Source organism: Pedococcus sp. P5_B7, from assembly GCF_054049895.1.
In genome coordinates, this window is sequence record NZ_JBFULM010000002.1 from 923,791 (window position 1) to 948,627 (window position 24,837).

Annotated in this window: 23 protein-coding genes; 13 read left to right on the plus strand and 10 right to left on the minus strand. The window is 71.0% G+C overall.

Annotated features, from left to right (window positions below; genetic code table 11):
- The first annotated feature begins 59 nt into the window (after positions 1-59).
- Both xseA and ACXJKD_RS07255 read left to right on the plus strand, forming a co-directional pair.
- Positions 60-1,322 carry an exodeoxyribonuclease VII large subunit gene (gene xseA, locus ACXJKD_RS07250; protein WP_457253803.1) on the plus strand — a complete coding sequence of 421 codons (1,263 nt, stop codon included), beginning with the start codon at positions 60-62 and terminating at the stop codon, positions 1,320-1,322.
- An 11-nt stretch (positions 1,323-1,333) separates the two neighbouring features.
- Positions 1,334-1,600, plus strand: a complete 267-nt coding sequence (locus tag ACXJKD_RS07255) for an exodeoxyribonuclease VII small subunit (protein ID WP_457253804.1) — start codon at positions 1,334-1,336, stop codon at positions 1,598-1,600.
- 64 nt (positions 1,601-1,664) lie between these two features.
- Here ACXJKD_RS07255 and ACXJKD_RS07260 read toward each other — a convergent pair whose 3' ends face one another.
- Complete coding sequence (locus ACXJKD_RS07260) at positions 1,665-2,222, minus strand: DUF4245 domain-containing protein (protein ID WP_457253805.1); 558 nt, start codon at positions 2,220-2,222, stop codon at positions 1,665-1,667.
- Between the two features lie 96 nt (positions 2,223-2,318).
- Here ACXJKD_RS07260 and glpX point away from each other — a divergent pair, with 96 nt between their 5' ends.
- The 4 genes from glpX (at position 2,319) to ACXJKD_RS07280 (ending at position 6,665) form a co-directional block, all read left to right on the plus strand.
- Positions 2,319-3,350 (plus strand): class II fructose-bisphosphatase, encoded by a 1,032-nt coding sequence (gene glpX / locus ACXJKD_RS07265; RefSeq protein WP_457253806.1) that lies wholly within the window; start codon positions 2,319-2,321, stop codon positions 3,348-3,350.
- 108 nt (positions 3,351-3,458) lie between these two features.
- Positions 3,459-4,376 (plus strand): carbohydrate kinase family protein, encoded by a 918-nt coding sequence (locus ACXJKD_RS07270; RefSeq protein ID WP_457253807.1) that lies wholly within the window; start codon positions 3,459-3,461, stop codon positions 4,374-4,376.
- 76 nt (positions 4,377-4,452) lie between these two features.
- Complete coding sequence (locus ACXJKD_RS07275; protein WP_457253808.1) at positions 4,453-6,132, plus strand: fumarate hydratase; 1,680 nt, start codon at positions 4,453-4,455, stop codon at positions 6,130-6,132.
- 14 nt (positions 6,133-6,146) lie between these two features.
- Positions 6,147-6,665, plus strand: a complete 519-nt coding sequence (locus tag ACXJKD_RS07280; protein WP_457253809.1) for a beta-class carbonic anhydrase — start codon at positions 6,147-6,149, stop codon at positions 6,663-6,665.
- A gap of 81 nt (positions 6,666-6,746) precedes the next feature.
- On the opposite strand, the gene ACXJKD_RS07285 is transcribed toward ACXJKD_RS07280, so the two are convergent.
- The gene (locus ACXJKD_RS07285; protein WP_056924248.1) at positions 6,747-7,169 is read right to left on the minus strand and encodes an Ohr family peroxiredoxin; all 423 of its coding nucleotides are present in this window, start codon (positions 7,167-7,169) and stop codon (positions 6,747-6,749) included.
- A gap of 128 nt (positions 7,170-7,297) precedes the next feature.
- On the opposite strand from ACXJKD_RS07285, the gene lhgO reads away from it, so the two are divergent.
- Positions 7,298-8,554 (plus strand): L-2-hydroxyglutarate oxidase, encoded by a 1,257-nt coding sequence (gene lhgO / locus ACXJKD_RS07290; RefSeq protein WP_457253811.1) that lies wholly within the window; start codon positions 7,298-7,300, stop codon positions 8,552-8,554.
- A gap of 150 nt (positions 8,555-8,704) precedes the next feature.
- Here lhgO and glmM read toward each other — a convergent pair whose 3' ends face one another.
- The 3 genes from glmM to rplM form a co-directional block, all read right to left on the minus strand.
- Entirely contained in the window at positions 8,705-10,063 is a 1,359-nt protein-coding gene (gene glmM, locus ACXJKD_RS07295) for a phosphoglucosamine mutase (RefSeq protein WP_457253812.1), read from the minus strand.
- A 148-nt stretch (positions 10,064-10,211) separates the two neighbouring features.
- On the minus strand, positions 10,212-10,718 hold the full coding sequence (gene rpsI / locus ACXJKD_RS07300) for a 30S ribosomal protein S9 (protein ID WP_457253813.1): 507 nt from the start codon (positions 10,716-10,718) through the stop codon (positions 10,212-10,214).
- A gap of 9 nt (positions 10,719-10,727) precedes the next feature.
- Positions 10,728-11,171, minus strand: a complete 444-nt coding sequence (gene rplM, locus ACXJKD_RS07305) for a 50S ribosomal protein L13 (protein WP_056923968.1) — start codon at positions 11,169-11,171, stop codon at positions 10,728-10,730.
- A gap of 270 nt (positions 11,172-11,441) precedes the next feature.
- Between rplM and ACXJKD_RS07310 the strand changes: the two genes are divergently transcribed.
- The gene (locus tag ACXJKD_RS07310; RefSeq protein ID WP_457253814.1) at positions 11,442-12,053 is read left to right on the plus strand and encodes a helix-turn-helix domain-containing protein; all 612 of its coding nucleotides are present in this window, start codon (positions 11,442-11,444) and stop codon (positions 12,051-12,053) included.
- Positions 12,050-13,333: an MFS transporter gene (locus ACXJKD_RS07315; protein ID WP_457253815.1), complete on the plus strand. Its 1,284-nt coding sequence runs from the start codon at positions 12,050-12,052 to the stop codon at positions 13,331-13,333. Before ACXJKD_RS07310 ends, ACXJKD_RS07315 begins: the two co-directional genes overlap by 4 nt.
- 118 nt (positions 13,334-13,451) lie before the next feature.
- Here ACXJKD_RS07315 and ACXJKD_RS07320 read toward each other — a convergent pair whose 3' ends face one another.
- Positions 13,452-14,684, minus strand: a complete 1,233-nt coding sequence (locus ACXJKD_RS07320) for an MFS transporter (protein ID WP_457253816.1) — start codon at positions 14,682-14,684, stop codon at positions 13,452-13,454.
- Between the two features lie 77 nt (positions 14,685-14,761).
- On the opposite strand from ACXJKD_RS07320, the gene ACXJKD_RS07325 reads away from it, so the two are divergent.
- Positions 14,762-15,265 (plus strand): MarR family winged helix-turn-helix transcriptional regulator, encoded by a 504-nt coding sequence (locus ACXJKD_RS07325; protein WP_457253817.1) that lies wholly within the window; start codon positions 14,762-14,764, stop codon positions 15,263-15,265.
- Between the two features lie 32 nt (positions 15,266-15,297).
- Here the strand turns inward: ACXJKD_RS07325 and ACXJKD_RS07330 are convergent, their stop codons facing one another.
- Both ACXJKD_RS07330 and ACXJKD_RS07335 read right to left on the minus strand, forming a co-directional pair.
- Positions 15,298-18,384 (minus strand): pullulanase X25 domain-containing protein, encoded by a 3,087-nt coding sequence (locus ACXJKD_RS07330; protein WP_457253818.1) that lies wholly within the window; start codon positions 18,382-18,384, stop codon positions 15,298-15,300.
- A gap of 115 nt (positions 18,385-18,499) precedes the next feature.
- Positions 18,500-20,182: an ABC-F family ATP-binding cassette domain-containing protein gene (locus ACXJKD_RS07335; protein WP_457253819.1), complete on the minus strand. Its 1,683-nt coding sequence runs from the start codon at positions 20,180-20,182 to the stop codon at positions 18,500-18,502.
- A gap of 191 nt (positions 20,183-20,373) precedes the next feature.
- Between ACXJKD_RS07335 and ACXJKD_RS07340 the strand changes: the two genes are divergently transcribed.
- A complete protein-coding gene (locus ACXJKD_RS07340) occupies positions 20,374-21,240 on the plus strand; it encodes a hypothetical protein (protein ID WP_457253820.1) in 867 nt (288 codons plus the stop codon).
- 25 nt (positions 21,241-21,265) lie between these two features.
- Here the strand turns inward: ACXJKD_RS07340 and ACXJKD_RS07345 are convergent, their stop codons facing one another.
- The gene (locus tag ACXJKD_RS07345; RefSeq protein ID WP_457253821.1) at positions 21,266-21,910 is read right to left on the minus strand and encodes a TetR/AcrR family transcriptional regulator; all 645 of its coding nucleotides are present in this window, start codon (positions 21,908-21,910) and stop codon (positions 21,266-21,268) included.
- A 71-nt stretch (positions 21,911-21,981) separates the two neighbouring features.
- Here ACXJKD_RS07345 and ACXJKD_RS07350 point away from each other — a divergent pair, with 71 nt between their 5' ends.
- Positions 21,982-22,527: a cupin domain-containing protein gene (locus ACXJKD_RS07350; RefSeq protein ID WP_457253822.1), complete on the plus strand. Its 546-nt coding sequence runs from the start codon at positions 21,982-21,984 to the stop codon at positions 22,525-22,527.
- 18 nt (positions 22,528-22,545) lie between these two features.
- Here the strand turns inward: ACXJKD_RS07350 and ACXJKD_RS07355 are convergent, their stop codons facing one another.
- A complete protein-coding gene (locus ACXJKD_RS07355; protein WP_457253823.1) occupies positions 22,546-23,415 on the minus strand; it encodes a tRNA pseudouridine synthase A in 870 nt (289 codons plus the stop codon).
- A 64-nt stretch (positions 23,416-23,479) separates the two neighbouring features.
- Here ACXJKD_RS07355 and ACXJKD_RS07360 point away from each other — a divergent pair, with 64 nt between their 5' ends.
- Positions 23,480-24,676 (plus strand): MFS transporter, encoded by a 1,197-nt coding sequence (locus tag ACXJKD_RS07360; RefSeq protein WP_457253824.1) that lies wholly within the window; start codon positions 23,480-23,482, stop codon positions 24,674-24,676.
- Positions 24,677-24,837: the final 161 nt, after the last annotated feature.

Here is a 24,837-nt window from a genome sequence, read left to right on the forward strand (position 1 = left end):
GGGGTGGCGGAGAGGCGTGGCCGCGCTCCGGTGACGGGCCCACCTCCTAGAGTGGGCGCGTGAGCGGCCCAGACCAGCGACCGGCGCTGCCCGAGAAGGCCGCCGACACCTCGGCGGAGTCCCCGTGGCCCGTGCGGCTGCTGAGCATGCGCATCGCCGAGTACGTCGAGAAGATGTCGGTGCTCTGGGTCGAGGGCCAGGTCGTCCAGCTGACCCGCCGCCCCGGCCAGCGCACCGCCTACCTCACGCTGCGTGACCCCGACGTCGACATGTCCCTCTCGGTCGCGATCCAGGTCAACGCCCTCGACGCCATGGCGACGCCCCTCACCCAGGGCGCGCGGGTCGTTCTCCAGGCCAAGCCGGTCTTCTGGACGCAGCGCGGTTCGCTGATGCTCGACGCCCGCCAGATCCGCCCCGTGGGCGTGGGCGAGCTCCTCGCCCGGGTCGAGCACCTCAAACGCACCCTCGCGTCCGAGGGCCTGTTCGACGCCGAGCGCAAGAAGCCGTTGCCGTTCCTGCCCCGCACCGTCGGGCTGGTCTGTGGACGCGCCGGCGCCGCCGAGAAGGACGTCGTCGAGAACGCCCGCCGGCGCTGGCCCACGGTCCGCTTCGAGATCCGTGAGGTCGCCGTGCAGGGCGGCAACGCCGTGCAGGAGGTGATGGCCGCGCTCCAGGAGCTGGACGCCCAGCCCGAGGTCGACGTCATCGTCATCGCCCGCGGGGGCGGCTCGGTCGAGGACCTCCTGCCGTTCAGCAACGAGGCCCTGGTCCGTGCGGTCGCGGCCGCTCGGACCCCTGTCGTCTCGGCGATCGGCCATGACGTCGACACTCCCCTGCTCGACCACGTCGCCGACTGGCGGGCTTCGACGCCCACCGACGCGGGCAAGCGGGTGGTGCCTGACGCCCAGGCCGAGCGACACGGCGTCCGGCACTCGCGCGACCGGGGGCGGCGTGCGCTGCACGCGCGGATCGCCAGCGAGCGCCGCCACCTCATCGCCCTGCGGTCGCGGCCGGTGATGGCTCGCCCGACGGCGATGATCGACGCCCGTCGCCAGGAGCTCGACGCCCTGACCGACCGCGCCCACCGCCGGGTCCTCGCGTCCGTGCACCGGGCGGCCGACCAGGTCGCCCACCTGCGTGCGCAGGTCAGCACCCTCTCGCCGTTGTCCACCCTCGAGCGTGGGTATGCCGTGGTGCAGCACCGCGACGGGCGGGTGGTCATGGACCAGGCCGACGTCACGGTCGACGAGGTGCTCCGGGTGCGCGTGGCGCGCGGTGACTTCGCCGCGACGGTCGTCGGCCTCCCCGGCGCCTCCGGTTAGGCTCCTGCACCATGGCCAAGGGAGCAGACAAGCCGACGCCCGCCGTCGAGACCGCCAGCACCGTGGAGCCCGACGGCGCGTTCGACGACGTCGCGGAGCTGTCCTACGAGCAGGCCCGCGACGAGCTGATCGGCGTGGTCGCCCAGCTCGAGGGTGGCCAGCTCGGGCTCGAGGAGAGCATGCGCCTGTGGCAGCGCGGTGAGGCGCTGGCCGCGCACTGCAGCACGTGGCTCGACGGAGCCGAGGCCGCCCTCACCCAGGACGACGGCGAGGACTGAGGCCGGTCCGACCGACCCACCCCGGGGTCAGGGCTGCCAGCCCGTCGGCCGGCCCACGCGCTGGTCAGCTGGTCGGGACGGGGCGGAGCGTCTCGGCGAAGGCCATCAGCTCGTCGAAGGTGCCCGTGCCCGTCACGATCGTCGTGAGCTCTGCGGCGGATTCGGCGCGGTGGACGAGGCTGTTCTGCACCTTGCCGCTGCGCACGTACGTGCCCCACGTCGTGCCGGCCGCCTGCACCTCACCGGTCTTGGCGGCGCGGTTGGTCTGCGCGGACACCCACTCGTCGGTGGCGTCCTTGGTCTGCTCGATCGCGACGTAGTTGCCCGTGGGCGACTGGTAGCCGGCGTGCCAGGTCATCAGGCCACCGGTGGAGCGCACGTAGCGCACGCTGGTGGCCTTCCACCCGTCCGGCAGCGACTCGGGGCGGTCGATCGGCCACCCGCTCGTCCTGGCCACCTCGACCGAGGTCCCGGCGACGTCGACGGGGGGCTGCGAGACGCTGTTGACTCGGGGCACGATGGCGATGAGGGCGGCCACGATCACGCCGATCACCAACAGCGACCGGACCATGTTGGCCGTGGAGCCGTTGGCGTAGGAACTGCGGGGGGCGGGCGTGCTCACACCCCCATCGTCCACGACCGGGCCACCCCGGCGCCAACTGCCCCCACCACCGATAGGCTGCGGGCGCTCACCCGCCGTCGCGTGAAGGATCGATGCATGTCCGAGCAGCACCTCCCCTCGTCCCTGCGCGTCGGCGTCGAGGCGCCCGACCGCAACCTCGCCCTGGAGCTGGTGCGGGTGACCGAGGCGGCCGCGATGGCCGGCGGTCGCTGGGTCGGCCGCGGCGACAAGAACGGCGCCGACGGGGCCGCGGTCGAGGCCATGCGCGCGCTGATCAGCACTGTCTCCATGAAGGGCGTCGTCGTCATCGGCGAGGGCGGGAAGGACGACGCGCCGATGCTCTACAACGGCGAGGAGGTCGGCGACGGCATCGGGCCCGAGTGCGACGTCGCAGTGGACCCGATCGACGGCACGACGCTGACCGCCAAGGGTCAGTCCAACGCCGTGTCGGTGCTCGCGGTGTCCGACCGCGGCAGCATGTACGACCCGTCCGCGGTGTTCTACATGGACAAGCTCGTGACCGGCCCGGAGGCGGCCGACGTCGTCGACATCCGGCTGCCCGTCGCCGAGAACATCAAGCGGATCGCCAAGGCCAAGAAGGAGACCGTCGAGGACGTCACGGTCGTCATGCTCGACCGCCCGCGTCACCAGAAGCTCGCCGAGGAGGTGCGCGACGCCGGAGCGCGGCTGCGCTTCATCTCCGACGGTGACGTCGCGGGTGCGATCATGGCGGCCCGCGACGACACGGGCATCGACCTGCTGCTGGGGATCGGCGGCACCCCCGAGGGGATCATCACCGCCTGCGCCATCAAGTGCCTCGGCGGGGTCATCCAGGGTCGGCTGTGGCCGCAGGACGACGACGAGCGCCAGCGCGCGGTCGACGCCGGGCACGACCTCGACCGCGTGCTGTCGACCAACGACCTCGTCACCGGCGAGAACTGCTTCTTCGTGGCTACCGGCATCACCGACGGCGAGCTGCTCAAGGGAGTCCGCTACCGCGCGGGCGGCGCCACCACGCACTCCCTCGTGATGCGCTCCAAGTCGGGCACGATCCGGCTGATCGAGAGCCACCACCAGCTGGCCAAGCTGCGCGCCTACTCCTCCGTGGACTTCGACCACGCCGGCTGAGCGCACCCGACCACCCCGACCACCCAAAGCACCTCGACCACCCCGAGCACCACCAGCCCCGAGCACCACCAGACCCGACCCAGCCACATCCCGAAGGAAGGCAGCTCCGTGAACGTCAGGAACCTCGTCATCGGAGAGGCGCTCGTCGACATCGTCCTCGACAGCGCGGGGACCACGGCTGAGCACGTCGGGGGCAGCCCCGCCAACGTCGCGATCGGGCTCGCCATGCTCGGCCACGACGTCGACTTCGCATGCCGGGTCGGGCGCGACGAGCGGGGTGAGCGGATCGCGGCCCATCTGCGCTCGCACGGGGTGACGGTGCTGCCCGAGAGCTTCGGCGACCTGCCGACCTCGACCGCGCTGGCCACGCTCGACGAGCACGCCACCGCCACCTACACGTTCGACCTGCACTGGGACCTGCCGACCATCCCGATCCCGGCAGGGACCGGCCACGTCCACACGGGGTCGCTGGGCACCATCCTGCAGCCCGGGGCACAGAGCGTCACCGACGCCCTGGTCGCGGGCCGCGAGCACGGCACGGTGTCCTACGACCCCAACATCCGCCCCGGCATCATGGGCGAGCTGGAGCCGGTGCGGGCACGGGTCGAGGAGCTCGTGCGGCTCAGCGACGTGGTCAAGGCCTCGGGTGACGACCTGGCCTACCTCTACCCCGACGAGAGCGCGGAGGCGGTGATGTCGCGGTGGCTGGGCGAGGGCCCCAGCGTCGTGGTCGTCACCCTCGGCGCCGACGGCGTCGCCTACCGCGTCGCCACCGATCCGGGCGAGGGCCGGGCGCCGACAGCCGCCCTCACCGTCGTCGACACGGTGGGCGCCGGCGACTCCTTCATGGCCGGGCTGCTTTCCGGCCTGCTCGCCTGGGGGCTGCTCGGGGACCCGGGTGCGCGCGAGCGCCTGCGCACCGCGACACTGGAAGACGTCGGACCGGCCGTCGCGCGTGGCATCGCCACGAGTGGCATCACGGTCGGGAAGGCCGGGGCCTACGCCCCCGCACTGGACGAGCTGTAGCACCACCGCGAGACACCGCCGGGCCGACCAGGACCAGCGCAGCCGCGAGACCCGAGGACAGGAGCACGACGACCCGATGGCCGAGTTCGAGTACGAAGACCTGCTGCCGATCGGTCCGGACCAGACCGAGTACCGGCTGCTGACCACCGAGGGCGTCTCCACCGTCGAGGGTCCCGGGGGCCGCACCTTCCTCCAGGTCGAGCCCGAGGCGCTGCGCACGCTCACCGAGACGGCCATGCACGACATCGCGCACTACCTGCGTCCGGCGCACCTGGCCCAGCTCCGCCGGATCATCGACGACCCCGAGGCCAGCAACAACGACAAGTTCGTGGCGCTCGACCTGCTGAAGAACGCCAACATCGCGGCGGGTGGGGTGCTGCCGATGTGCCAGGACACCGGCACCGCGATCGTCATGGGCAAGCGCGGACAGCAGGTCCTGACGTCGGGCTCCGACGAGCGTGCCCTCGCCGAGGGCGTCTACGACGCCTACACCCGCCTCAACCTGCGCTACTCCCAGATGGCCCCCCTCACGACGTGGGAGGAGCAGAACACCGGCTCCAACCTGCCGGCCCAGATCGAGCTCTACGCCGACACCGCCGAGGGGCACGAGACGGCATACAAGTTCCTGTTCATGGCCAAGGGCGGCGGCAGCGCCAACAAGTCGTTCCTCTACCAGGAGACCAAGGCGGTCCTGAACCCCGAGCGGATGCTGGCCTTCCTCGACGAGAAGCTGCGCAGCCTCGGCACGTCCGCCTGCCCGCCCTACCACCTGGCCATCGTCATCGGTGGCACCAGCGCCGAGTTCGCCCTGAAGACGGCGAAGTACGCGTCGGCCAAGTACCTCGACGAGCTGCCCCGCGAGGGCTCCATCACCGCGCACGGCTTCCGCGACACCGAGCTCGAGGAGCAGGTCCTCGAGCTGACCCGCAACTTCGGGATCGGGGCGCAGTTCGGCGGCAAGTACTTCTGCCATGACGTGCGGGTGGTCCGCCTCCCCCGGCACGGCGCCTCGCTCCCGATCGCCATCGCGGTCTCCTGCTCGGCCGACCGGCAGGCCCTCGGCAAGATCACCCCCGATGGCGTCTTCATCGAGGTGCTCGAGAAGGACCCCGCGCGGTTCCTGCCGGAGACCACCGACGCGCACCTCGAGGACGACGGTGACGACGTCGTGCGCATCGACCTCAACCGGCCGATGGACGAGATCCGCGCTGAGCTCACCAAGTACCCCGTGAAGACCAGGCTGTCGCTCTCCGGACCGCTGGTGGTCGCCCGCGACATCGCGCACGCCAAGATCAAGGAACGCCTCGACGCCGGCGACGGCATGCCGCAGTACCTCAAGGACCACGCCGTCTACTACGCCGGCCCGGCCAAGACACCCGAGGGCTACGCGAGCGGGTCGTTCGGCCCGACCACGGCCGGACGGATGGACTCCTACGTCGACCAGTTCCAGGCGGCCGGGGGCTCGATGGTGATGCTGGCCAAGGGCAACCGCTCCACGCAGGTCACCCAGGCCTGTGCCGCCCACGGCGGGTTCTACCTCGGGTCGATCGGCGGTCCCGCGGCCCGACTCGCCCGGGACTGCATCAAGTCGGTCGAGGTGCTCGAGTACCCCGAGCTCGGCATGGAGGCGGTGTGGAAGATCGAGGTCGAGGACTTCCCCGCGTTCATCGTCGTCGACGACAAGGGCAACGACTTCTTCGCCTCCACGATCAAGCCAATGGCCATGTCCATCCCGAAGCGACCAGGACTACTGTGAGCGAGAACCCAGCCGTGAACGAAAGTCCAACCACCGCAGGCGATTTCGACGACCTGCTCGAGGCCAACCGCACCTACGCGGCGACCGACTTCGCGACGGGCGGCTTCGACGGCATCGCCCACGCCGGCGTCGCCATCGTCACGTGCATGGACTCCCGGATCGACCCGCTGAGGCTGCTCGGGCTGGCGCCCGGAGACGCCAAGATCTTCCGCAACCCCGGTGGTCGCGTCACCGCGAACGCCCTCGAGGCCCTCGTCCTCGGCGTGCACCTGCTCGGGGTCGAGCGCATCCTCATCGTCCCCCACACCCGCTGCGCCATGGCGAGCAACACCGAGGCCGAACTGCGCGAGCGGGTCGGCGCCTCGGCCGGCCAGGACGCGTCGTGGCAGGGTTTCCACGTCATCGAGGACCAGCGCGGGGCCCTGATGGCCGACGTGCGCGCGGTGCGTTCACACCCCCTGATCGGCGACCAGGTCGCCGTCGGCGGCTTCCTGTACGACGTCGACACCGGGCTGCTCGAGCAGCTGGTCTGAGCGACCGCCGCACCGCACGACGACGCGGGGTATGCCGGGTGGTGACCACCCGGCATACCCCGCGTCTGGCTGGTCTCGCCGTCAGGCGAGGGCGACGGTGACGTCGATGTTGCCGCGGGTGGCCTTGGAGTAGGGGCAGCGCTCGTGGGCGGCGTCGACCAGCTGCTGGGCGGTGCCGCGGTCGAGGCCCGGTACCTCCGCGACCAGCGCGACCGCGAGACCGACACCCGTGTCGGTCTTCCCGAGGGTCACGGTGGCGGTGACGGTGGAGTCGGAGGTGTCCAGGCCCATGGCGGTGGCCACCGAGTTGAGCGCGTTGCCGAAGCACGCGGCGTAGCCGGCGGCGAAGAGCGTCTCGGGGTTGGCCTTGGGGTTCGCCTTGCTGCCGGGCTTGCCCAGCTTGAGGTGGACGACGCCATCCGCGCTCGTGACGTGGCCGGCGCGGCCGCCCTGGGCGGTGGCGGCGATCGAGTAGAGCGGTTCGGTCAGGGACTCGTGGGGCATCGGTGGGGCTCGCATTCGGTGTGACGACGGATGAGGACATCCTCGGGGCGGATGCCGCAGAGGACAACGGGGGCGGCGCATCCGTGATTCCGGACCGGGCGCTGCACCAGCCGTCCTAGGCTGTGACGATGCCGACACCGGTGCGCCACCTCGTCATCGGTGGCGGGATCATCGGGCTGGCCGTCGCCGCTCGGCTGTGCAGCGAGCATCCCGGCGCAGCGGTCACCGTGGCCGAGAAGGAGTCGACCTGGGCCACCCACCAGACCGGTCGCAACAGCGGGGTCATCCACTCGGGCCTCTACTACCCGCCGGGCTCGCTCAAGGCCGCCTTCTGCCGGGCCGGGGCAGCCTCCCTCACCGCGTTCGCCAGGCAGGAGGGCGTCCCCCACGAGATCTGCGGCAAGCTCGTCGTGGCGACCAGGACCGACGAGCTGCCCGGACTCGAACGGTTGCACCAGCGTGGTCTGGCGCACGGACTCGCGGTCACCCGGCTCACTCGTGACGAGGCGCGAGAGCACGAACCGCACGTCGAGGCGGTGGCCGCGCTGCACGTCCCCGAGACCGGCATCATCGACTACCCGGCCGTGTGTGCAGCGCTCGTGCGCCGCCTCGAGCGAGCCGGCGCGACCCTGCTGCTGGACACGGAGGTCCTGGGGCTCGGCGGCGCTCGCGGCGCGAGCGGCACGAGCGGCACGAGCGGCGCTCGCGGCGCGAGCGCGCGGGCGTCCGGGGGCCTCGTGGTGCGGACCAGCCGTGGCGACCTCGAGGCCGACCTCGTCGTCTCGTGCGCAGGTCTGCAGGCCGACCTGGTGGCGCGCCGGCTCGGCCACCGACCCTCCGCGCGGATCGTCCCCTTCCGGGGCGAGTACTTCGAGCTGCGTCCCGAGGCGACGCACCTCGTCCGGCACCTGGTCTACCCCGTGCCGGACCCCGACTTCCCGTTCCTCGGCGTCCACCTCACCCGCGGCACCGACGGGCACGTCCACGCCGGGCCCAACGCGGTGCTCGCCCTGGCCCGCGAGGGCTACGACTGGCGCACGGTGCGCTGGTCCGACCTGCGGGAAACCGTGACCCACCCGGGCTTCTGGCGCCTCGCCGCTCGCCACCACCGGGCCGGCGTGGCCGAGGTGGCGCGCTCCCTCTCGCGGCACCGGTTCGGCGAGAGCCTGCGCCGACTGGTGCCGGACCTGCGGGACGACGACCTCGTGCCGGCGGCGGCCGGGGTGCGCGCGCAGGCCCTGCGGGCCGACGGTTCGTTGGTCGACGACTTCCTGATCGAGCGCGACGGGCCGGTGGTGCACGTCCTCAACGCGCCGTCCCCGGCGGCCACGAGCGCCTTCGAGATCGCTCGCCACATCGTGCACCTGCTCGACGAAACCGCCTGAGCCGCAACAACTTTATCGGGTCTAGGGGGAACGTTGACCTTCACCCCAGTTGCGAAGTCGGGCGAAGGTCAACCTTCTTGCTAGACCCGATAAAGCTGGGGTATGCCGGGTGGTGGCCACCCGGCATACCTCGCCTCGGCGTGGGGCGGGTCAGAGGGAGAGGCGCGCCTTGACGACGTCGACCAGGCGGTCGGCGACGGCCTGGGCCTGCTCCTGCTCGCCCGCCTCGACCATGACGCGCACGACCGGCTCGGTGCCGGACTTGCGCAACAGCACCCGGCCGCTCCCGGCGAGGGCCTCCTCCTCGGCCTTGACGGCCGCCTGGAGCTCGTCGTCCGACTCGACCCGGGCCTTGTCGACACCCTTGACGTTGATGAGCACCTGCGGCAGCCGGCGCATCACGGTGGCCAGCTCCGACAGGGGCTTCCCGGTCTCGGCCACGCGGGCGGCGAGCATCAGGCCGGTCAGCACGCCGTCGCCGGTCGTGCCGTGGTCGAGGAAGATCACGTGCCCGCTCTGCTCGCCGCCGAGCGAGTAGGAGGAGGCGCGCATGTCCTCGAGCACATAGCGGTCGCCGACCGCGGTCTGTCGCACGGCGACGCCCTCGCGCTCCATCGCCTGCAACAGGCCGAGGTTGCTCATGACCGTGGCCACGAGGGTGTCCTGGGCCAACGCGCCGCGGGACTTCAGCGACACCGCGAGGATCGCCATGATCTGGTCGCCGTCGACCTCGGTGCCGGTGTGGTCGATCGCGAGGCAGCGGTCGGCGTCACCGTCGTGGGCGATGCCGAGGTCGGCGCCACGGGCCACGACGGCGGCCTTGAGGTGGTCGAGGTGCGTCGAGCCGTAGCCGTCGTTGATGTTGAGGCCGTCGGGCTCGGTGCCGATCTCGAAGACCTCCGCCCCGGCCAGCCGGAACACCTCGGGCGAGACCAGGCTGGCCGCACCGTGGGCACCGTCGATCACGACCTTGATGCCGTTGAGGCGATTGGGCAGGACCGTGAGGAGGTGGGAGATGTAGCGCGTGTGGCCGTCGGGCATGGTCACGACCCGGCCCACGTCGGGGCCGGTCGGGCGCTCCCAGTCCTGGTCGAGGCGCGCGGCGATCTCGTCCTCGATCTGGTCGTCGAGCTTGTGCCCTCCAGCGGCGAAGAACTTGATTCCGTTGTCCGGCATGGCGTTGTGCGACGCCGACAGCATCACGCCGAAGTCGGCGTGGGTGTCATCGGTGAGGAAGGCGATCGCGGGCGTCGGCAGGACGTTGGCGTGGTAGACGTCGACCCCCGCCGAGGCCAGCCCCGCGATCACGGCGGCGGAGAGGAACTCCCCCGACGCCCGGGGGTCGCGCCCGACGACTGCCTTCGGGCGCCGCCCGGCTCGTCGTGCGTCATCCCCGAGGACGTGGGCGGCAGCCACGCTGAGGCGCAGGGCCAGCTCGGCCGTGATGTCGACGTTCGCGAGCCCGCGAACGCCGTCGGTACCGAAGAGTCGAGCCGTGGTGGTGGCCATGAAGAGGAAGCCTTTCGATCAGGTGCGCGAACGGCCGCCGCGTGGGCAGAGCCGGACGCACGGGCATCTGGCGTGAACCTACCCCCAAAGACGCCGGAGGCGGCACCCACGTTGGGCGCCGCCTCCGGACGGGTACTGCAGGGGCAGATCAGCGCTTGCTGTACTGCGGAGCCTTGCGGGCCTTCTTGAGACCAGCCTTCTTGCGCTCCGGGACGCGGGCGTCACGGGTGAGGAAGCCGGCCTTCTTGAGTGCGGGACGGTTCAGCTCCTCGTCGATCCCGTTGAGCGAGCGGGCCACGCCGAGGCGGACCGCACCGGCCTGGCCGGAGGGGCCACCACCGTGGACGCGCACGAGCACGTCGTAGGCACCGTCGAGCTCGAGCAGCGTGAACGGCTCGTTGACGATCTGCTGGTGGACCTTGTTCGGGAAGTACTGCTCGAGCGTGCGCCCGTTGATCTTCCACTCGCCGTTGCCGGGGACGATGCGCACGCGGGCAATGGCCTGCTTGCGTCGACCGGTCGCGGCACCGGGCACCGTGGCGCTCGCGCGCCGGGTGGGCTCGTCGGAGGAGACGGGGCCCTCGGACTCGGAGGTGTACTCGGTCAGCTCGACCTCGTCACCCTCGACAGGGGTCTCAGTGTTGATGTCAGTCACAAGAAATCCTTACTGGGAGACCTGGGTGATCTCGAACGGGACGGGCTTCTGGGCGCTGTGCGGGTGCTCGGAGCCGGCGTAGACCTTGAGGTGGGTCAGCTGCTCACGACCGAGCGTGGTGTGCGGGAGCATGCCGCGAACGGCCTTCTCCACGGCCTTGGCGGGGCTCTTGGCGAGCAGCTCGGTGTAGGAGGTGCTCTTGAGGCCGCCCGGGAAGCCGGAGTGGCGGTAGGCCTTCTTCTGCTCGAGCTTGGCGCCGGTGAGGGCGACCTTCTCGGCGTTGATGATGATGACGAAGTCGCCACCGTCGACGTGCGGGGCGAACGTGGTCTTGTGCTTGCCGCGCAGGAGGATCGCGGTCTGGCTCGCCAGGCGACCCAGGACAACGTCCGTGGCGTCGATGACGTGCCAGGTGCGAGTGACCTCGGCCGGCTTCGGGGTGAAGGTGCGCAAAGTTCTGAACCTTTACATCGGAATTACATGAGGAAATGCGATGGTTCGGTATGCCGCGTGCGCCCGAGGCGCACGACCCGCCGGGCGGATCGGTGGTGTCGCCTTACGAGGGCGCACGGCACAACAGTGCTCAAGTTTACGGGTTACCCGCTGTGCACCCAAATCGCCCCTGCGGCCGCCTCAAACAGGGCCTGACCTGCGGTGATACCCGTGCACCTTTCCTGTGCACAATACTTGTGCAAACGAAGTGTGCAAAGGTATTGTGCACGCATGGCTCCTTCCCCCACCCAGATCGGTGACCTGACCGGGTTGCGCCTCGACGCCGCCGCCCTCAAGGTGCTGGCCCACCCGCTGCGCTCGCGGCTGCTCAGCGCGCTGCGCGTCGACGGTCCCGCGACCGCCACCGCCCTCGCCGCGCGGCTCTCGACCAACTCCGGGGCCACCTCCTACCACCTGCGCAAGCTCGAGTCGGTGGGGCTGGTCTCGGACACCGGTGAGGGCGAGGGCAAGCGACGGCTCTGGCAGGCGGCCACCGACTTCCACACCTGGGAGGCCAGCGACTTCGCCGGCGACGAGGACTCCGAGACCGCGCTCAACTGGCTGGTCCGCGACTACGCCCGCCACTTCGCCGAGCAGTTCGAGCGGTGGCTCGATGTGCAGGACACCTGGCCCCTCGAGTGGCGCGACGCAGCGGGGATGAGCGACAACTTCATCGTCGCGACGCCCGAGCAGGTCGAGGCCCTCAAGGCCGAGCTCGACGAGCTCCTCCTGAAGTACCGCCGCGTCGGGCAGGGCAACCCGAAGGCACGGCGGATGGCGGCCTACAGCGCCATCTACCCCCTGGACCTCGCCCGGGTCCCCACCGGCAAGGACCAGTCATGACCAGCCTCTCCCCCACCGCGGCCAAACGGGTCTTCCTCATCCTCAGCACGACCCGCTGGCTCCCCGTCGGCTTCGTCGTCGGCCTCTTCACCCTCGTGGCCCGCGAGCGCGGCCTGACGATCCAGCAGATCACCCTCTACATGACCGCGCAGGGGATCATGGTCTTCCTGCTCGAGCTGCCGACCAGCGGGTTCGCCGACGCGCTGGGCCGGCGTCCACTGCTGCTGCTCGCCGGCGTGGTGAACATCGGCGCGGGAGTGGCCTTCCTCCTCGCCCAGTCGTTCTGGCAGTTCGCCCTGTCCGCTGGTCTGATGGGGGTCTACCGGGCGCTCGACTCCGGCCCCCTCGAGGCCTGGTACGTCGACACCGTGCACGAGCGCGAGCCCGGCGCCGACGTGCACCGCGCCATGTCGGCGCAGGGCGTCCTGGTCGGGATCGGCATGGGTGGTGGCGCCCTGGTGTCCGGTGGCCTCGTCGCGTGGCACCCGTTCCGGGACTCGAGCGCGCTGCTCCTGCCGATCCAGGTCTTCGTGGCGCTGTGTGTCGTGCACCTGATCGCGACCATCGTGCTGCTGCGGGAGACCCCACGCAGCGACCACAGGATGCGGGCTCGGCTGGCCGACTCCGTGCGCGAGACCCCCGTGGTGGTCCGCGACGGGATCCGCCTGGTGACCCGCAACCGTGTGCTGGCCGGGCTGGTGGCGGTCGAGCTGTTCTGGGTCATCGGCATGATGGCCTACGAGACCCTGATGCCCCTGCGGCTGTCCGACCTCCTCGGCTCGGAGGCCAAGGCCGGCGCGTGGATGGGCCCCGCCGCGGCCGGTGGCTGGGCGCTGTTCGCGGTCGGGTCGTGGCTCGGTGGCCGCGCGGCCGACCGATTCGGGCTGGTGCAGGCCGCCGTGCTCGGACGGGTGCTCAACGGCCTGGGCGTCGTGGCGATGGGTCTCGTCCTGGGACCGGCCGCCCTGATCGCGGCCTACCTCGTGACCTACTCCCTGCACGGCGCTGCCAGCCCTGCCTACATGGGGCTGATGCACCGCGAGGCGAGCGCGAAGAACCGCGCGACGATCCTGTCGCTGGGGTCGCTGGTCATGCAGGCCGGTGGCGCGGTGGCCGGCCCCCTCCTGGGGCTGCTGGCCGCGCACACGTCGATCGCGACCGCGGTGGTCGTCGCCGGAGCCATCAGCACCGTGGGGTTCGTGTGCTTCATCCCGGCCTGGCGCCGTGGCCGTCTCCAGCCGGTCGAGGAGCTCGAGGTCGAGGACGCAGCCACCGCCTAGGGCCCAGCCTCCGGCCCGTCAGCGGACGACCACGGTCACCTGCCGGCTCCCGCTCCTCGCTCGCCGTGAGCAGCACGAGCGAGGAGCAGGTCGCGACCACGGTCGTCCCCTCACGACCTCATCCCGCGGTCGCGAGGGCCGGTTCGGGCGCCAGAACACTGGTCGACCGACGCAGCTCGCGGGACCCGCGGACCAGCATCGGGGCGAACGACGCGAGCGCCATCACGACGGCGGCCACGAGGATGACCCTGCCGGTGCCGTAGGTGTGCGCGAGCGGCCCGGCGAGGGCGTTGCCGGCCGGGATCGCGACGAACGACGTGAGGATGTCCCACGACGACACCCGTGCGAGCACCGAGTGCGGCACGCCGTCCTGGAGCGCGGTGTCCCAGCAGACCGAGAAGTACATCAACCCACCGAAGGCGACCACAGCCGCGCCGATGACCACGCCCAGGTGACCCGGCCACGCGAACGCTGCTGCGAACAGCGACATCAGCGCCACGCAGGGCCAGCCGACGAAGAGCGGGCGGCTCGGCGGCATACGCAGCGCCAGCAGGCCACCGACCAGGCCACCAGCGCCGGACGCCGCGGAGATCCACCCGAGGGCCGTGGGCCCGCCCAGGTCGCGCACGGCGATGACGTCGACCAGCACGGTCACCGCACCAAAAGCTGCGTGGTATGCCGTGGCGGCCAGCAGGCCGGCCAGCAACCAGCTGCGACTGGTCACCTCGCGCCACCCCTCGCGCAGCTCCGCGAGCAAGCCCACCCGCGGGGCGCGGGGCGCGTCCACGCGGATGGCGGCCACCGTGCCCGCCGACGCGAGGAAGGAGGCGGCGTTGACCACGAAGGCCCACGGGGCGCCCGCCCAGGCGACGAACACACCGGCCGCGGCGGGGCCGAGGATGAAGGCGGAGTTCTGGAGGATGTTCAGGGTGGCGTTCGCCGCGTGACGGCGGTCCACCGTGACCAGCAACGGTCGCAGTGACACGAAGGCCGGGCCGAAGAAGGCCGCGGCCCCACCAGTCACGGCAGCCAGCCCGCAGAGCAGCGGCACGCTGTCCTGGCCAGTGGCGAAGTAGCCCGCCGTGGCGAGGGTGCTCAGCGCCCGCACGACGTCGCTGGCGACCATGATGCGTCCGGGCGACACCCGGTCGGCCCAGACCCCGCCGACCAGCGTGCCCGCCAGCCGAGCCGCCATGGTGGCCGCGAGGACGAGACCGAGCTCGCTGGCGCTGCCGCCCCCCGCGAGGACGGCGACGGCCAGGGCGATGGGCGCGAAGGCGTCGCCGAACCACGACAGGCCCTGGCCGACGGCCAGGAGGCGAAATCCCGTAGGAGCTGGGGTGGAGGTCATGCGAAGGATATTAGTACACCGTCTAACTATCTGTCATCTAACTTTCAGACGGTATCCAGACCTGTCACACTGGCTCCATGGCGAAGCAGCAGGAGCAGGACTGGGTGGACCAGCACGTCGAGCGCTGGCGACGGACCTTCCGGGGTTTCGACCCCGAGGTCGAGGGAGCCGTCGTCCGCATCGGGGCGATCAACCGCCACGTGAAGCGCGCCAACGCCGCAGCCTTCGGCGAGCTCGGCCTGGGCCCGGCCGAGTACGACACCCTCCACACGCTGTTGGTCCAGCCTGAGCCCAACGAGACCACGCCCGCCCAGCTCGCGGAGGCGTGCCACGTCACGCGCGCGGCCATGACCTCGCGCCTCGACCGGCTGGTGGAGCTGGCCTACGTCACCCGCGAGAGCGACCCGCTCGACCGTCGGCGCATCATCGTCCGCCCCACCCAGGCCGGTCGGGCCGTCTGGAAGCAGGCGCTCGAGCTGGCCGTGGTCCGCGAGAAGCAGACCCTCGCCGTCCTGAGCGAGCCCGAGAAGGTCCAGCTCAACACCCTCCTACGCCGGATCGTCCTGGGTCTCGAGACCTGACCCCCGGTCGTCGGATCGGGCCGCTCAGGTCCTCACTCGCTGGTCACCGTGGTGAGGTGTGTCACCGAGTCGAAGCTGAAGGTCGTCGTCGCACCCGTCGCGGGCACGGTGAGAGCGATGTTCGCCGGCCCACCGCCGTCGCCGAAGCTCTCGGTCATCGACAGTCCGTAGGCCACCTTGAACTCGTAGCTGCCAGCCGGGATCTTGGTCGTCGACCACGTGAAGACACCATCACCGTCCTTGTCCTGCAACCACGGACGCATGCAGGCGGGCTGCCAGTCGCCGGGGCACCCCAACTCGGACTGGAAGGTGCCGGGCGCCGTGACGATCAGCCCCTCCTCATCCGAGGTCGCCCAGTGGGTCGTCGGGTCGTAGTAGAAGGTCACGGTGCCGTCATCGGTGTCGTAGGAGATGTTCGCCCCGTCGCGAATCCCCTTCGCGCCGTAGTTCTCGGACCAGGTGCCGTTGAGGGCAGCCTTGTAGGAGTAGGAGCCCGCGGGGAGGGTGAACGCCTTCTTCCAGATGCCGTCATTGGCGTCGAGCCCCAGCCAGGCCTGCGTGCACGCGGGCATCCAGTCCTCGGAACAACCCATCTCGGAGTTGTGGGTGCCGGCGACCGCGACACTGGTCGGCTGGGTGGCGGGCGGGTCACCGTTGTCGATCACCGGCCGTGGCGGGTTGGCGACGACGGCCCAGGTGGAGTCGGCAGCCACGCGCCCCGACGCGTCCTTCGTGACGGCGCGGTACTCGAGGTAGGTGTCGACCGGGAAGCCGGACACGTCGTGGAACACCCGGAACGGCGCGTTGTCGTCGGTGCCCAAGGTCGTCCAGGCCGAGGTCCCGACCGGACGGTAGAGGAAGGTCGTCTGGGCGAAGGTGCTGGCCTGGACGTTCGCGGTGACCTCGGCGCGGCCGTAGATGCCGTGCCCACCGTCTGCGCCGACGACCTCGGTCTGGACGGTCGGGCCTGCGCCAGAGGTCGCGATGGCCTTGTTGGCCCGCCACACGCTCACGGTGAGGGGCGGGACCGTGACCGTGACCGACCCGTCGGCCTTCGGCTTGGCCGAGGTGTCGGTGCCGAAGACCGGGGTGAACACGACGCCGGTGCCCTTGCTCCACGTCGGGAACGTGGCCGTCGCCGCCTTGGTGTCGTTGTTGGCCGCGACGACGTACTCGACCTTCTGCCCAGCATCGATGCGGGACACCGCGAAGATGCCGGCGCCCTCGGCGGCATACCGGTTGATCTGGGCACCGTCGGCGAGCGCGGGGTGCTTGGCACGGACCTGCGAGAGCGCGGCGATGTGCTGGTAGATCGGGTTGGTGGTGCCGTAGCGGTCCATCGAGCCGTCGGGTCCGCCGAGCACGGTCTCGTCGTTGTACAGGTCGACCTTGCTCGCGAACATGTCCTCGCGCGCCGCCTGGTCACCGCCGGTGCTCACGAAGCCCTGCTCGTCTCCGTAGTACGTGACCGGGTTGCCCCGCGTCGTGAACATCAGCGAGTCCGCGAACTGCACCCGCTTGAGGTGCTCGGCCTCGGTGGTCGCGGCCTCCTTGAGGAACATCGCCACTCGGCCCATGTCGTGGTTCCCGAGGAACGTCGGCAGCTGGTAGGCGTTGCTGTCGGCATCGGTGTACCAGTCGTCCTTGGCGAAGAACTCGGCGAGGGTCCTGGCGGACCTGCCCTTGGCGAAGTCGACGCCCTGCTGCTGGAAGCCGAAGTCGAGCGTGGCCTGGAGCTTGCCCGCAGTCGTGTACTCCGACATCACTGCCGGGTTGCCGTCGAAAACCTCACCGAAGGCGAAGAAGTCCTCCTTGCCGGCTTGCTTGGCGGCGCCGAGGATGTCGGGGATGAACTTCTGCCAGAACTCGAGGTTCACGTGCTTGACGGTGTCGATGCGGAACCCGTCGATGCCGAAGTCGACCCACTGCTTGTAGATGTCACCCATGCCCTTGACGACCTCGGGTCGCTCGGTGAACAGGTCGTCCAGGCCGGAGAAGTCGCCATAGGTCGAGGACTCTCCGGCGAACGTCGAGTCGCCACGGTTGTGGTACATCTTCACGTCGTTGAGCCACGACGGGACCTTCGCGGTCGCTCCACCTGGGTGGAAGTAGGGGACGTACGGGAAGGACGTCGCGGGATCCATGGCCGGGAACGTCTTGTCGATGAAGGCGCGGTCGTCGAAGGTCGTGCCGTTCGCGTCCTCGTAGGGGAACCTGCTCTTGGAGCGGTAGGTGTACTTGGCGCCCTCGTAGTCGATGACGTCCGCCGTGTGGTTGGTGATGATGTCGAAGAAGACCTTCATGCCCTTGGCGTGGGCTGCGGCGATCAGCGCCTTCATGTCCTCGTTGGTGCCGAGGTGGGGGTCGATCTGGGTGAAGTCGGTGACCCAGTAGCCGTGGTAGCCAGCGCTCTCCTGCCCGGGCCCACCCTGCACCGGGCGGTTCTTGAAGCTCGGCGTGAGCCAGATGGCCGTGGTGCCGAGGCCCTTGATGTAGTCCAGCTTGCTCTGGACCCCCTTGAGGTCGCCACCGTGGTAGAAGCCCTTGCTGGTCGGGTCGAGACCGGTCGTGAGGCGTCCGCCGGTCAGTCCTCCGGCGTCGTTGGCCGTCGATCCGTTGGCGAACCTGTCGGCCATGACGAAGTAGAAGCGCTCACGGGTCAGCGACTCGCGCAAGGAGCTCTTCGCGTATGCCGCGTCGGCGGCCGTGGTGCCCCCGGCCAGGTCCGCCGGGGCGAACGAGACCCGGTGGCTCGTGTCGTCGTAGCTGAAGGCCACCCGCATGGGGCTGAGCAGGGTGAGCGACAGGTTCGCTCCGTCGGGCTTGCCGTCGACGCCGTAGTTGATCGCCCACGAGTCGTTGATGGCGACCTTGAACGCCCACGTCCCGGCGGGCACGGTGAAGGTGCTCGCATACGTGTCCGTGCTGCCCACCCGCGCGAGCTTGGAGGCGTCGCAGGGGGGCTGCCAGTCCTCCGAGCAGCCCAGCTCGAGCTGGAGGTCGCCGACCAGCGTCACCGTCTCGGTGGCCGCCACCGCGGGCAACCCGGTCGCCACGCCCGTTCCGGTGGCTAGAGCCACACCCAGCAGGACGGCATACAGACGGCGTGGACCTCGCATGACTGCTCCTCCGAGAACACCTGCGCGACCCCTTCGGCGCGCGGCGTGCCCTCAGCACGGTAGTTCCGAAACCCGTCTCACGCATCCCCACGGGCCGTCCCGCGCAGGCTCCGGCTCAGCGGGCGCGGGCCACCCGTCCCTCGTCCCAGACCGGCTCGTCGGACTCGTAGACCCGGCCGTCGGAGCCGAACACCAGGAACCGGTCGAACCCCCGGGCGAACCACCGGTCGTGCGTCACGGCGATGACGGTGCCCTCGAACGCCTCGAGGCCCTCCTCCAGCGCCTCGGCCGAGTGCAGGTCGAGGTTGTCGGTGGGCTCGTCGAGCAGCAGGCAGGTCGCGCCCGACAGCTCGAGCAGCAGGATCTGGAACCGCGCCTGCTGGCCACCGGAGAGCGAGTCGAAGGTCTGCTCGCTGGCTCGCGCCAGGCCGTAGCGGTCCAGCACCCGGGCCGCCTCCTCACGCGGCCGTCCGGTCCGGTGCTCGTCACCCCGGTGCAGGATCTCGAGGAGGGTCCGGCCGACGAGGGCGGGCTGCTCGTGCGTCTGGGCGAACCAGCCCGGCCGCACCCTCGACCCGAGCCGCAGCCGACCGGTGTGCGTCACCGACACCGGCTGGATGTCGCCGACCGGCCGGTGCTCGGCGTCGGGGTCGCTCCCACCAGCAGCCACGAGGCGCAGGAAGTGCGACTTCCCCGAGCCGTTGCTGCCGAGGACGGCGACCCGCTCCCCGAACCAGATCTCGAGGTCGAACGGCTTCATCAGGCCGGTCAGCTCGAGCCGCTCGGCGATCACTGCTCGCTTGGCGGTGCGCCCACCCTTGAGCCGCATGTTCACGTTCTGGCGCAGGGGCGTCTCCTGCGGCGGCCCCACCTCCTCGAACTTGCGCAGTCGCGTCTGGGCGGCGTGGTACCGCGGCGCCATGCCGTCGTTGTACTTCGCCTTGACCTTGAGCATCTGCACGAGGTCCTTGATCTTCTGGTGCTCCTCGTCCCAGCGCCGACGCAGCTCCTCGAGGCGGGAGTTCCGGTCCTCGCGGGCCTGGTGGTAGGTCTCGAAGCGCCCCGGGTGGACCCACAGGGTCGAGCCGGCACCGCCGGGCTCGAGGGTGGCGACCCGGGTCGCGACACGGTTGAGCAGCTCCCGGTCGTGGCTGACGAAGAGCACCGTCTTCGGGGAGGCGATGAGCTGGTCCTCGAGCCACCGCTTGGCCGGCACGTCGAGGTAGTTGTCCGGCTCGTCGAGCAGCAGCACCTCCTCCGGCCCGCGCAGCAGCGCCTCGAGGACGACCCGCTTCTGCTCGCCACCGGAGAGGGTGCTGACCTTGCGCCACTGGGCCTTGTCGAACGACATACCGAGGGCTGCGACGGTGCAGACGTCCCACAGCGTCTCGTAGTCGTAGCCGCCCACGTCTCCCCACGCCACGAGGGCGCGGGCGTAGGCCATCTGGTCGGCCTCGCTGTCGTGCTCCATCATCAGCAGCTCGGTGCGGTCGATCTCGGCCGCCGCCTCGCGCACCGGCTCCGGCGCGACCGAGAGCAGCAGGTCGCGCACCGTCGAGTCGTCGCGCACCGAACCCACGAACTGGCGCATCACCCCGAGGCCGCCCGAGCGGGTCACCGCCCCGTCGTGCGCCGCGAGGTCTCCGGCGATGATCCGGCCCAGCGTCGTCTTGCCCGTGCCGTTGGGTCCGATCAGGGCCACCTTCGCCCCCTCGCCCACGCGGAGGGAGACCTCGCTCAGCAGGGGTCGGCCGTCCGGCAGCACGAAGTTCACGGTGTTGATGTCGAGGTGTCCCACGGGGTCAAGGGTGCTGCACGCGACCCCCGCGCGTCATCTCAGTTGTCTGGACAGCCGAGCCAGGACGAAGGGACTAGACAAAGGTAAAGGCTTGTCAAAGTTGGCAAGGAGCACTGGTCTCGACCCCTGACCATGGACAAGTCACCCCGAAAGGACATCCCGTGCGCCGCTCCGCCTCTCCCCTTCGCCTCATGGCTATGGTCGCCCTCGTGGCGATCGTCGGTGCCGTGGGCGTGACGGTGGCAGGCCAGGCCATGGCTGCCCCGGAGGTGGACCGCACCGGCCGGCAAGCCAGCGCGCGCGCCATGTGGGTCTGGGACACCTCCGACCCGCAGGCGGTCGTCAGCCTCGCGACGGCGCGCGGCATCGGCCAGCTGTATGCCGCCGTGCCCCCGAACGTGGACAGCTCTCCGAAGCTCGCCGAGCTCCAGCAGCTCGTCGCCCTGGCCGACGCGGCGGGGCTGCGGGTCGACGCCCTCGGCGGCGACCCGGGCTGGGTCGACAACCCCGCGTGGGTGGTCACCAACTGGCTCCAGCCGGCGCTCGCCACCGGGCTGTTCACCGGGGTGCACGTCGACATCGAGCCCTACACGACCCCCGCGTGGACGAAGAACCGCAAGGCCGTCATCAAGAAGTACCTCACCACCCTCGACACGCTCAGCACCGCCGCGGCGGCAACCCCGATCGAGGCGGACATCCCGTTCTGGTTCGACGAGGTCGCCGCCAACGGCTCGACGCTGGACCGCGAGATCATGCGTCGCGCCGATGCGGTCACGGTGATGGCCTACCGCAACACTGCCGCCGGACCCGACGGCACGATCGCCCTCGCGTCGGCCGAGGTGGCGGCGGGCGCGCTGCTCGGACGCCCGGTGCGGGTCGGCCAGGAGACGAACTTCCTCGGCACCGACCCGACGGAGGTCAAGCAGACCTTCCACGGCCTGACGCTCGCCCAGATGGACAGCCAGCTCGCCCTGGTGCGCGACGCCTTCTCGGGCTCCCCGGCCTTCGCGGGTCTGGCGATCCACGACTCCCTCGGCTACGCCGCCATCACCGGCTGACCGACCCCTCGGGGTCTTGGGGCTCTCATGGCGCCAGGAGCAGGCGGCACCAGAGGTCCTGCAGCAGCTCGGCATACCGCTTCGCCGACCAGCCCCGCGAGCGGAGCAGCAGCCAGTACTCGGGTGAGTTGGTCGACCAGAGGAGGTCGGCCACCTCGCGGTCGGTGAGGTCTGCCCGCAGGTCGCCCGAGGCCCGCAGCTCGGCCGCCAGCAGCAGCATGTTGGCCGCCCGGCGGTCCATCACCATCGACCAGGCCGACGCCGACGCGGGATCGGACTCCCCTGCCCTGCGCAGCGCCTCGAGCAGCGGGGCGGTGCGCGGCACCACCGTCCGCACCGCCGCGGCATACACCTCGAGCTTTTCCCGGCCGGTGCGGGCAGCCTGCACGGCCCGCACGTAGTCGCGCTCCTGTGCGGGCACCGGCTCGTCGGCCGAAGCCAGCACCATGTCGACCACCGCGACCGCCAGCTCGGGCTTGCGCCCCACGCTGGTGTAGACCGTGTCGACGGAGACGCCGGCCGCCGCCGCGACCATCGCGACGGTCGTCGCCTCGTAGCCGTGCTCGGTCAACAGGTCGCGCGCCGCGCGCAGGACGGCGAGCCGGGTCTGCCGCGCCTGCTCGGCGCGCACGGTCGACCGGTAGGGGCGGGTCTTGACTGGCTTGGACATCGGGCCTACCTTAGCAATATTCGTCCGAAGATGGTTCGGGTGAATATGGGGTCGGAGCAGAGGAGCGCCAGATGAGCGACGTCGGGACGACCGCCACCACCGCCAGCACCGACGACGACGGTGCCCTCGGGGTCGTCCACCGGCCCGCGGGCACGGGCCGGGGGACGTGGGCGATGGGCTCGTTGTTCGAGCACCTGCTCAGCGCCGACGAGTCGGGCGGACGCCTCGGCGTGGCCCTGGTGACCCAGCCACCCGGCACCGCGACCCCCTTGCACCGGCACACCCGTGAGGCAGAGGCGTTCTACCTCCTCGACGGCACGATGACCTACCGCGCCGGCGAGGAGGTCTTCCACCTCGGCGCGGGCGACTTCATCTGGCTGCCGGCGATGCTGCCCCACGCCTTCCGGGTGACCGGCGACGAGCCGGTCCGGTTCCTGGGCCTCTCCGACCCCGGGCACCTGTTCGACCTCTACGACGAGGTGGGGCTCCCTGCGCTCCAGCACCGGCTGCCCGGATCCGACGGTCGCCCGATGCCCGAGGAGATCGCCCGGTGGAACGTCGTCGGGCCGAGGTTCGGGCTCCAGGTGGTCGGACCGCCGCTGCCCGAGGATGCCTAGGCCGGCAGCGCCCCCGGATCAGTCGAGGGTTCGCCGGACGCGCGACTCCTTGGCGCGGGCGGCCAGCCCTTCGTCGTCGGGATAGACGACCTCCTCGAGCGAGAGGCCCTGCGGAGGCATCACGACGACGGCGGCGTCTCGCACCGCAGCACGCATCACCTCGGCGGGCCAGTCGACCCCCCTTCGTCCCTCGCCGACGGGCACGACCGCACCGACCAGCGAGCGCACCATCGAGTGGCAGAACGCGTCAGCGACCACGGTCGCCTCGAGGGTGCCGTCGTCGGCGCGTCGCCAGGAGTAGTCGAGCAGCGTGCGCACTGTCGTCGCACCCTCGCGCCTCTTGCAGAAGGCTCCGAAGTCGTTCAGCCCCAACAGTTTCTGCGCAGCCGCGTGCATGGCGTCGACGTCGAGGGAGCGCTTGGTGAGCACGGTCTCGCGGCGACGCAACGGGTCGGCCCGCTCCGGTCGATCGGCCAGTCGGTAGAGGTACCGGCGCTGCAGCGCCGCGAAGCGTGCCTCGAAGCCCTCGGGGGCGACGGTCACGGCCCGCATGCTGAGGTCCGCAGGGAGTATGCCGCGCAGCCGGCTCAGCGCCGCGTCGGCGGGAGAGCGCGCGGAACGACCGGGCAGCGCCGCCCAGGCCACCGGGTCAGGGTCGAAATGGGCCACCTGCCCCCGCGCGTGGACACCGGCGTCGGTGCGGCCGGCCACGGTCAGCCGCACCGGTGCCTCGGCCCGCAGGATGGTGGTCAGTGCGGCCGAGAGCGTGCCCTCCACCGTCCGTAGGCCCGGCTGGGCGGCCCAGCCGGAGAAGTCGGTCCCGTCGTAGCCGAGGTCGAGGCGGATCCGCAGGGGCACAGTCGGCTGCTCCCCCTGCTCCTGGTCCATGTGGCAAGCCTAGCCACGCGCACGGCTCCGACGATGCGGGCCGGCGGTCTGCCAGAGTGAGCGGGTGAGGATCGCCACCACCGCGGCGCCGACCGCTGCCGGGCTGGCCCGGCACCGCGCGGCGGTCGCCGCCGCCTTCGCCGTCCAGGGCCTGCTGTTCATCTCCCTGACCACCCGGCTGCCCAGGTTCCAGGATCGATGGGACCTGTCCGAGCTGTTCGTCTCCGGGCTCCTGCTCATGGTCGTGCTCCTTGCCGGCGCGGGGTCGGCCCTCGCCGAGCTGGCTGCGACCCGCCGGGGCAGTGCCACGACGCTGCGGGTCGGATTCGTCCTGCAGGCCCTCGGCCTGGCCGCTGTCGCGGGGGCGCCGCAGCGGGGCGTCTTCGTGGGTGGGCTGGCCGTCTACGGCCTGGGGCTGGGCGTCGTGGATGCGGCCTCGAACATGCAGGCGGTGGCGGTGGAGCACCGCTACGGCCGCACCATCCTGCCGTCCTTCCACGGCGCCTGGACGGCCGGCGGGATCGTCGCGACCGTCGTCACGATCGCGGTGACGCAGGCGGGCCTGCTCGCCGGGTTGCTGCCGCTGTGCGTCGTCGCCCTCATCCTGCTGGCCGCCCCCCTCCTGCCCGCGAGCGCCGACCCGCCGGTGGCGGCGACTGCGCCCGGCCTGGACGTCCCGTGGCGCAAGATCCTCCTGCTCGGCGCCGCGATGGTGCTCTTCTACATGGTCGACACCGCCGCGACGACCTGGGGGCCGGTCTTCCTCAAGTCGGTCCACGACGCACCCGACTGGCTGCTCCCCCTGGCCACGCTCCCCTACCTCGTGGCCAGCCTGGCCACCCGGCTCGCCGGTGACGCCGCGGTCGCCAGGGTGGGTGCCGTGCCCCTGCTGCGCATCGGTGCGGTCGTGGCCAGCGTCGCCCTGGCCGTCATCGTGTTCTCCCCGTCCTGGTGGGTCGCCGTCCTCGGGTTCACCGTCCTGGGCGGCTCGGTCGCCGTGATCGCGCCGCTGTCCTTCTCTGCGGCAGCGGTGGTTGCGGGCGGCGGGCTCGACCCCGAGGCCCGGCGGGCCAGGGTCGATGCGGTGATCGCCCGGTTCAACCAGTTCAACTACGTCGGTGGGCTGCTCGGAGCAGTCCTGACCGGAGTGGTCGGGTCGCAGTCCCTGCGGCCGGGGTTCGCCGTACCCATGGTGCTCATCCTGGCGATCCTCCCCCTGGCCGGCGCGTTCCGCACGGAGCCGGCAACCCGGCATACCTGATCGGGTCGACGCCGCCCACCTCCCCGCACTTCTGGCCACCCATGCCCCACCAGACCCCCAGAACCACCCTCCCGTGAGGCACCAGTGGCCACACGTCGCGCGCCACCCCTCCGCACCTCAGTCGCTGCCAGACGAGAAACGGGCCGCCCACCCCGAGGGGT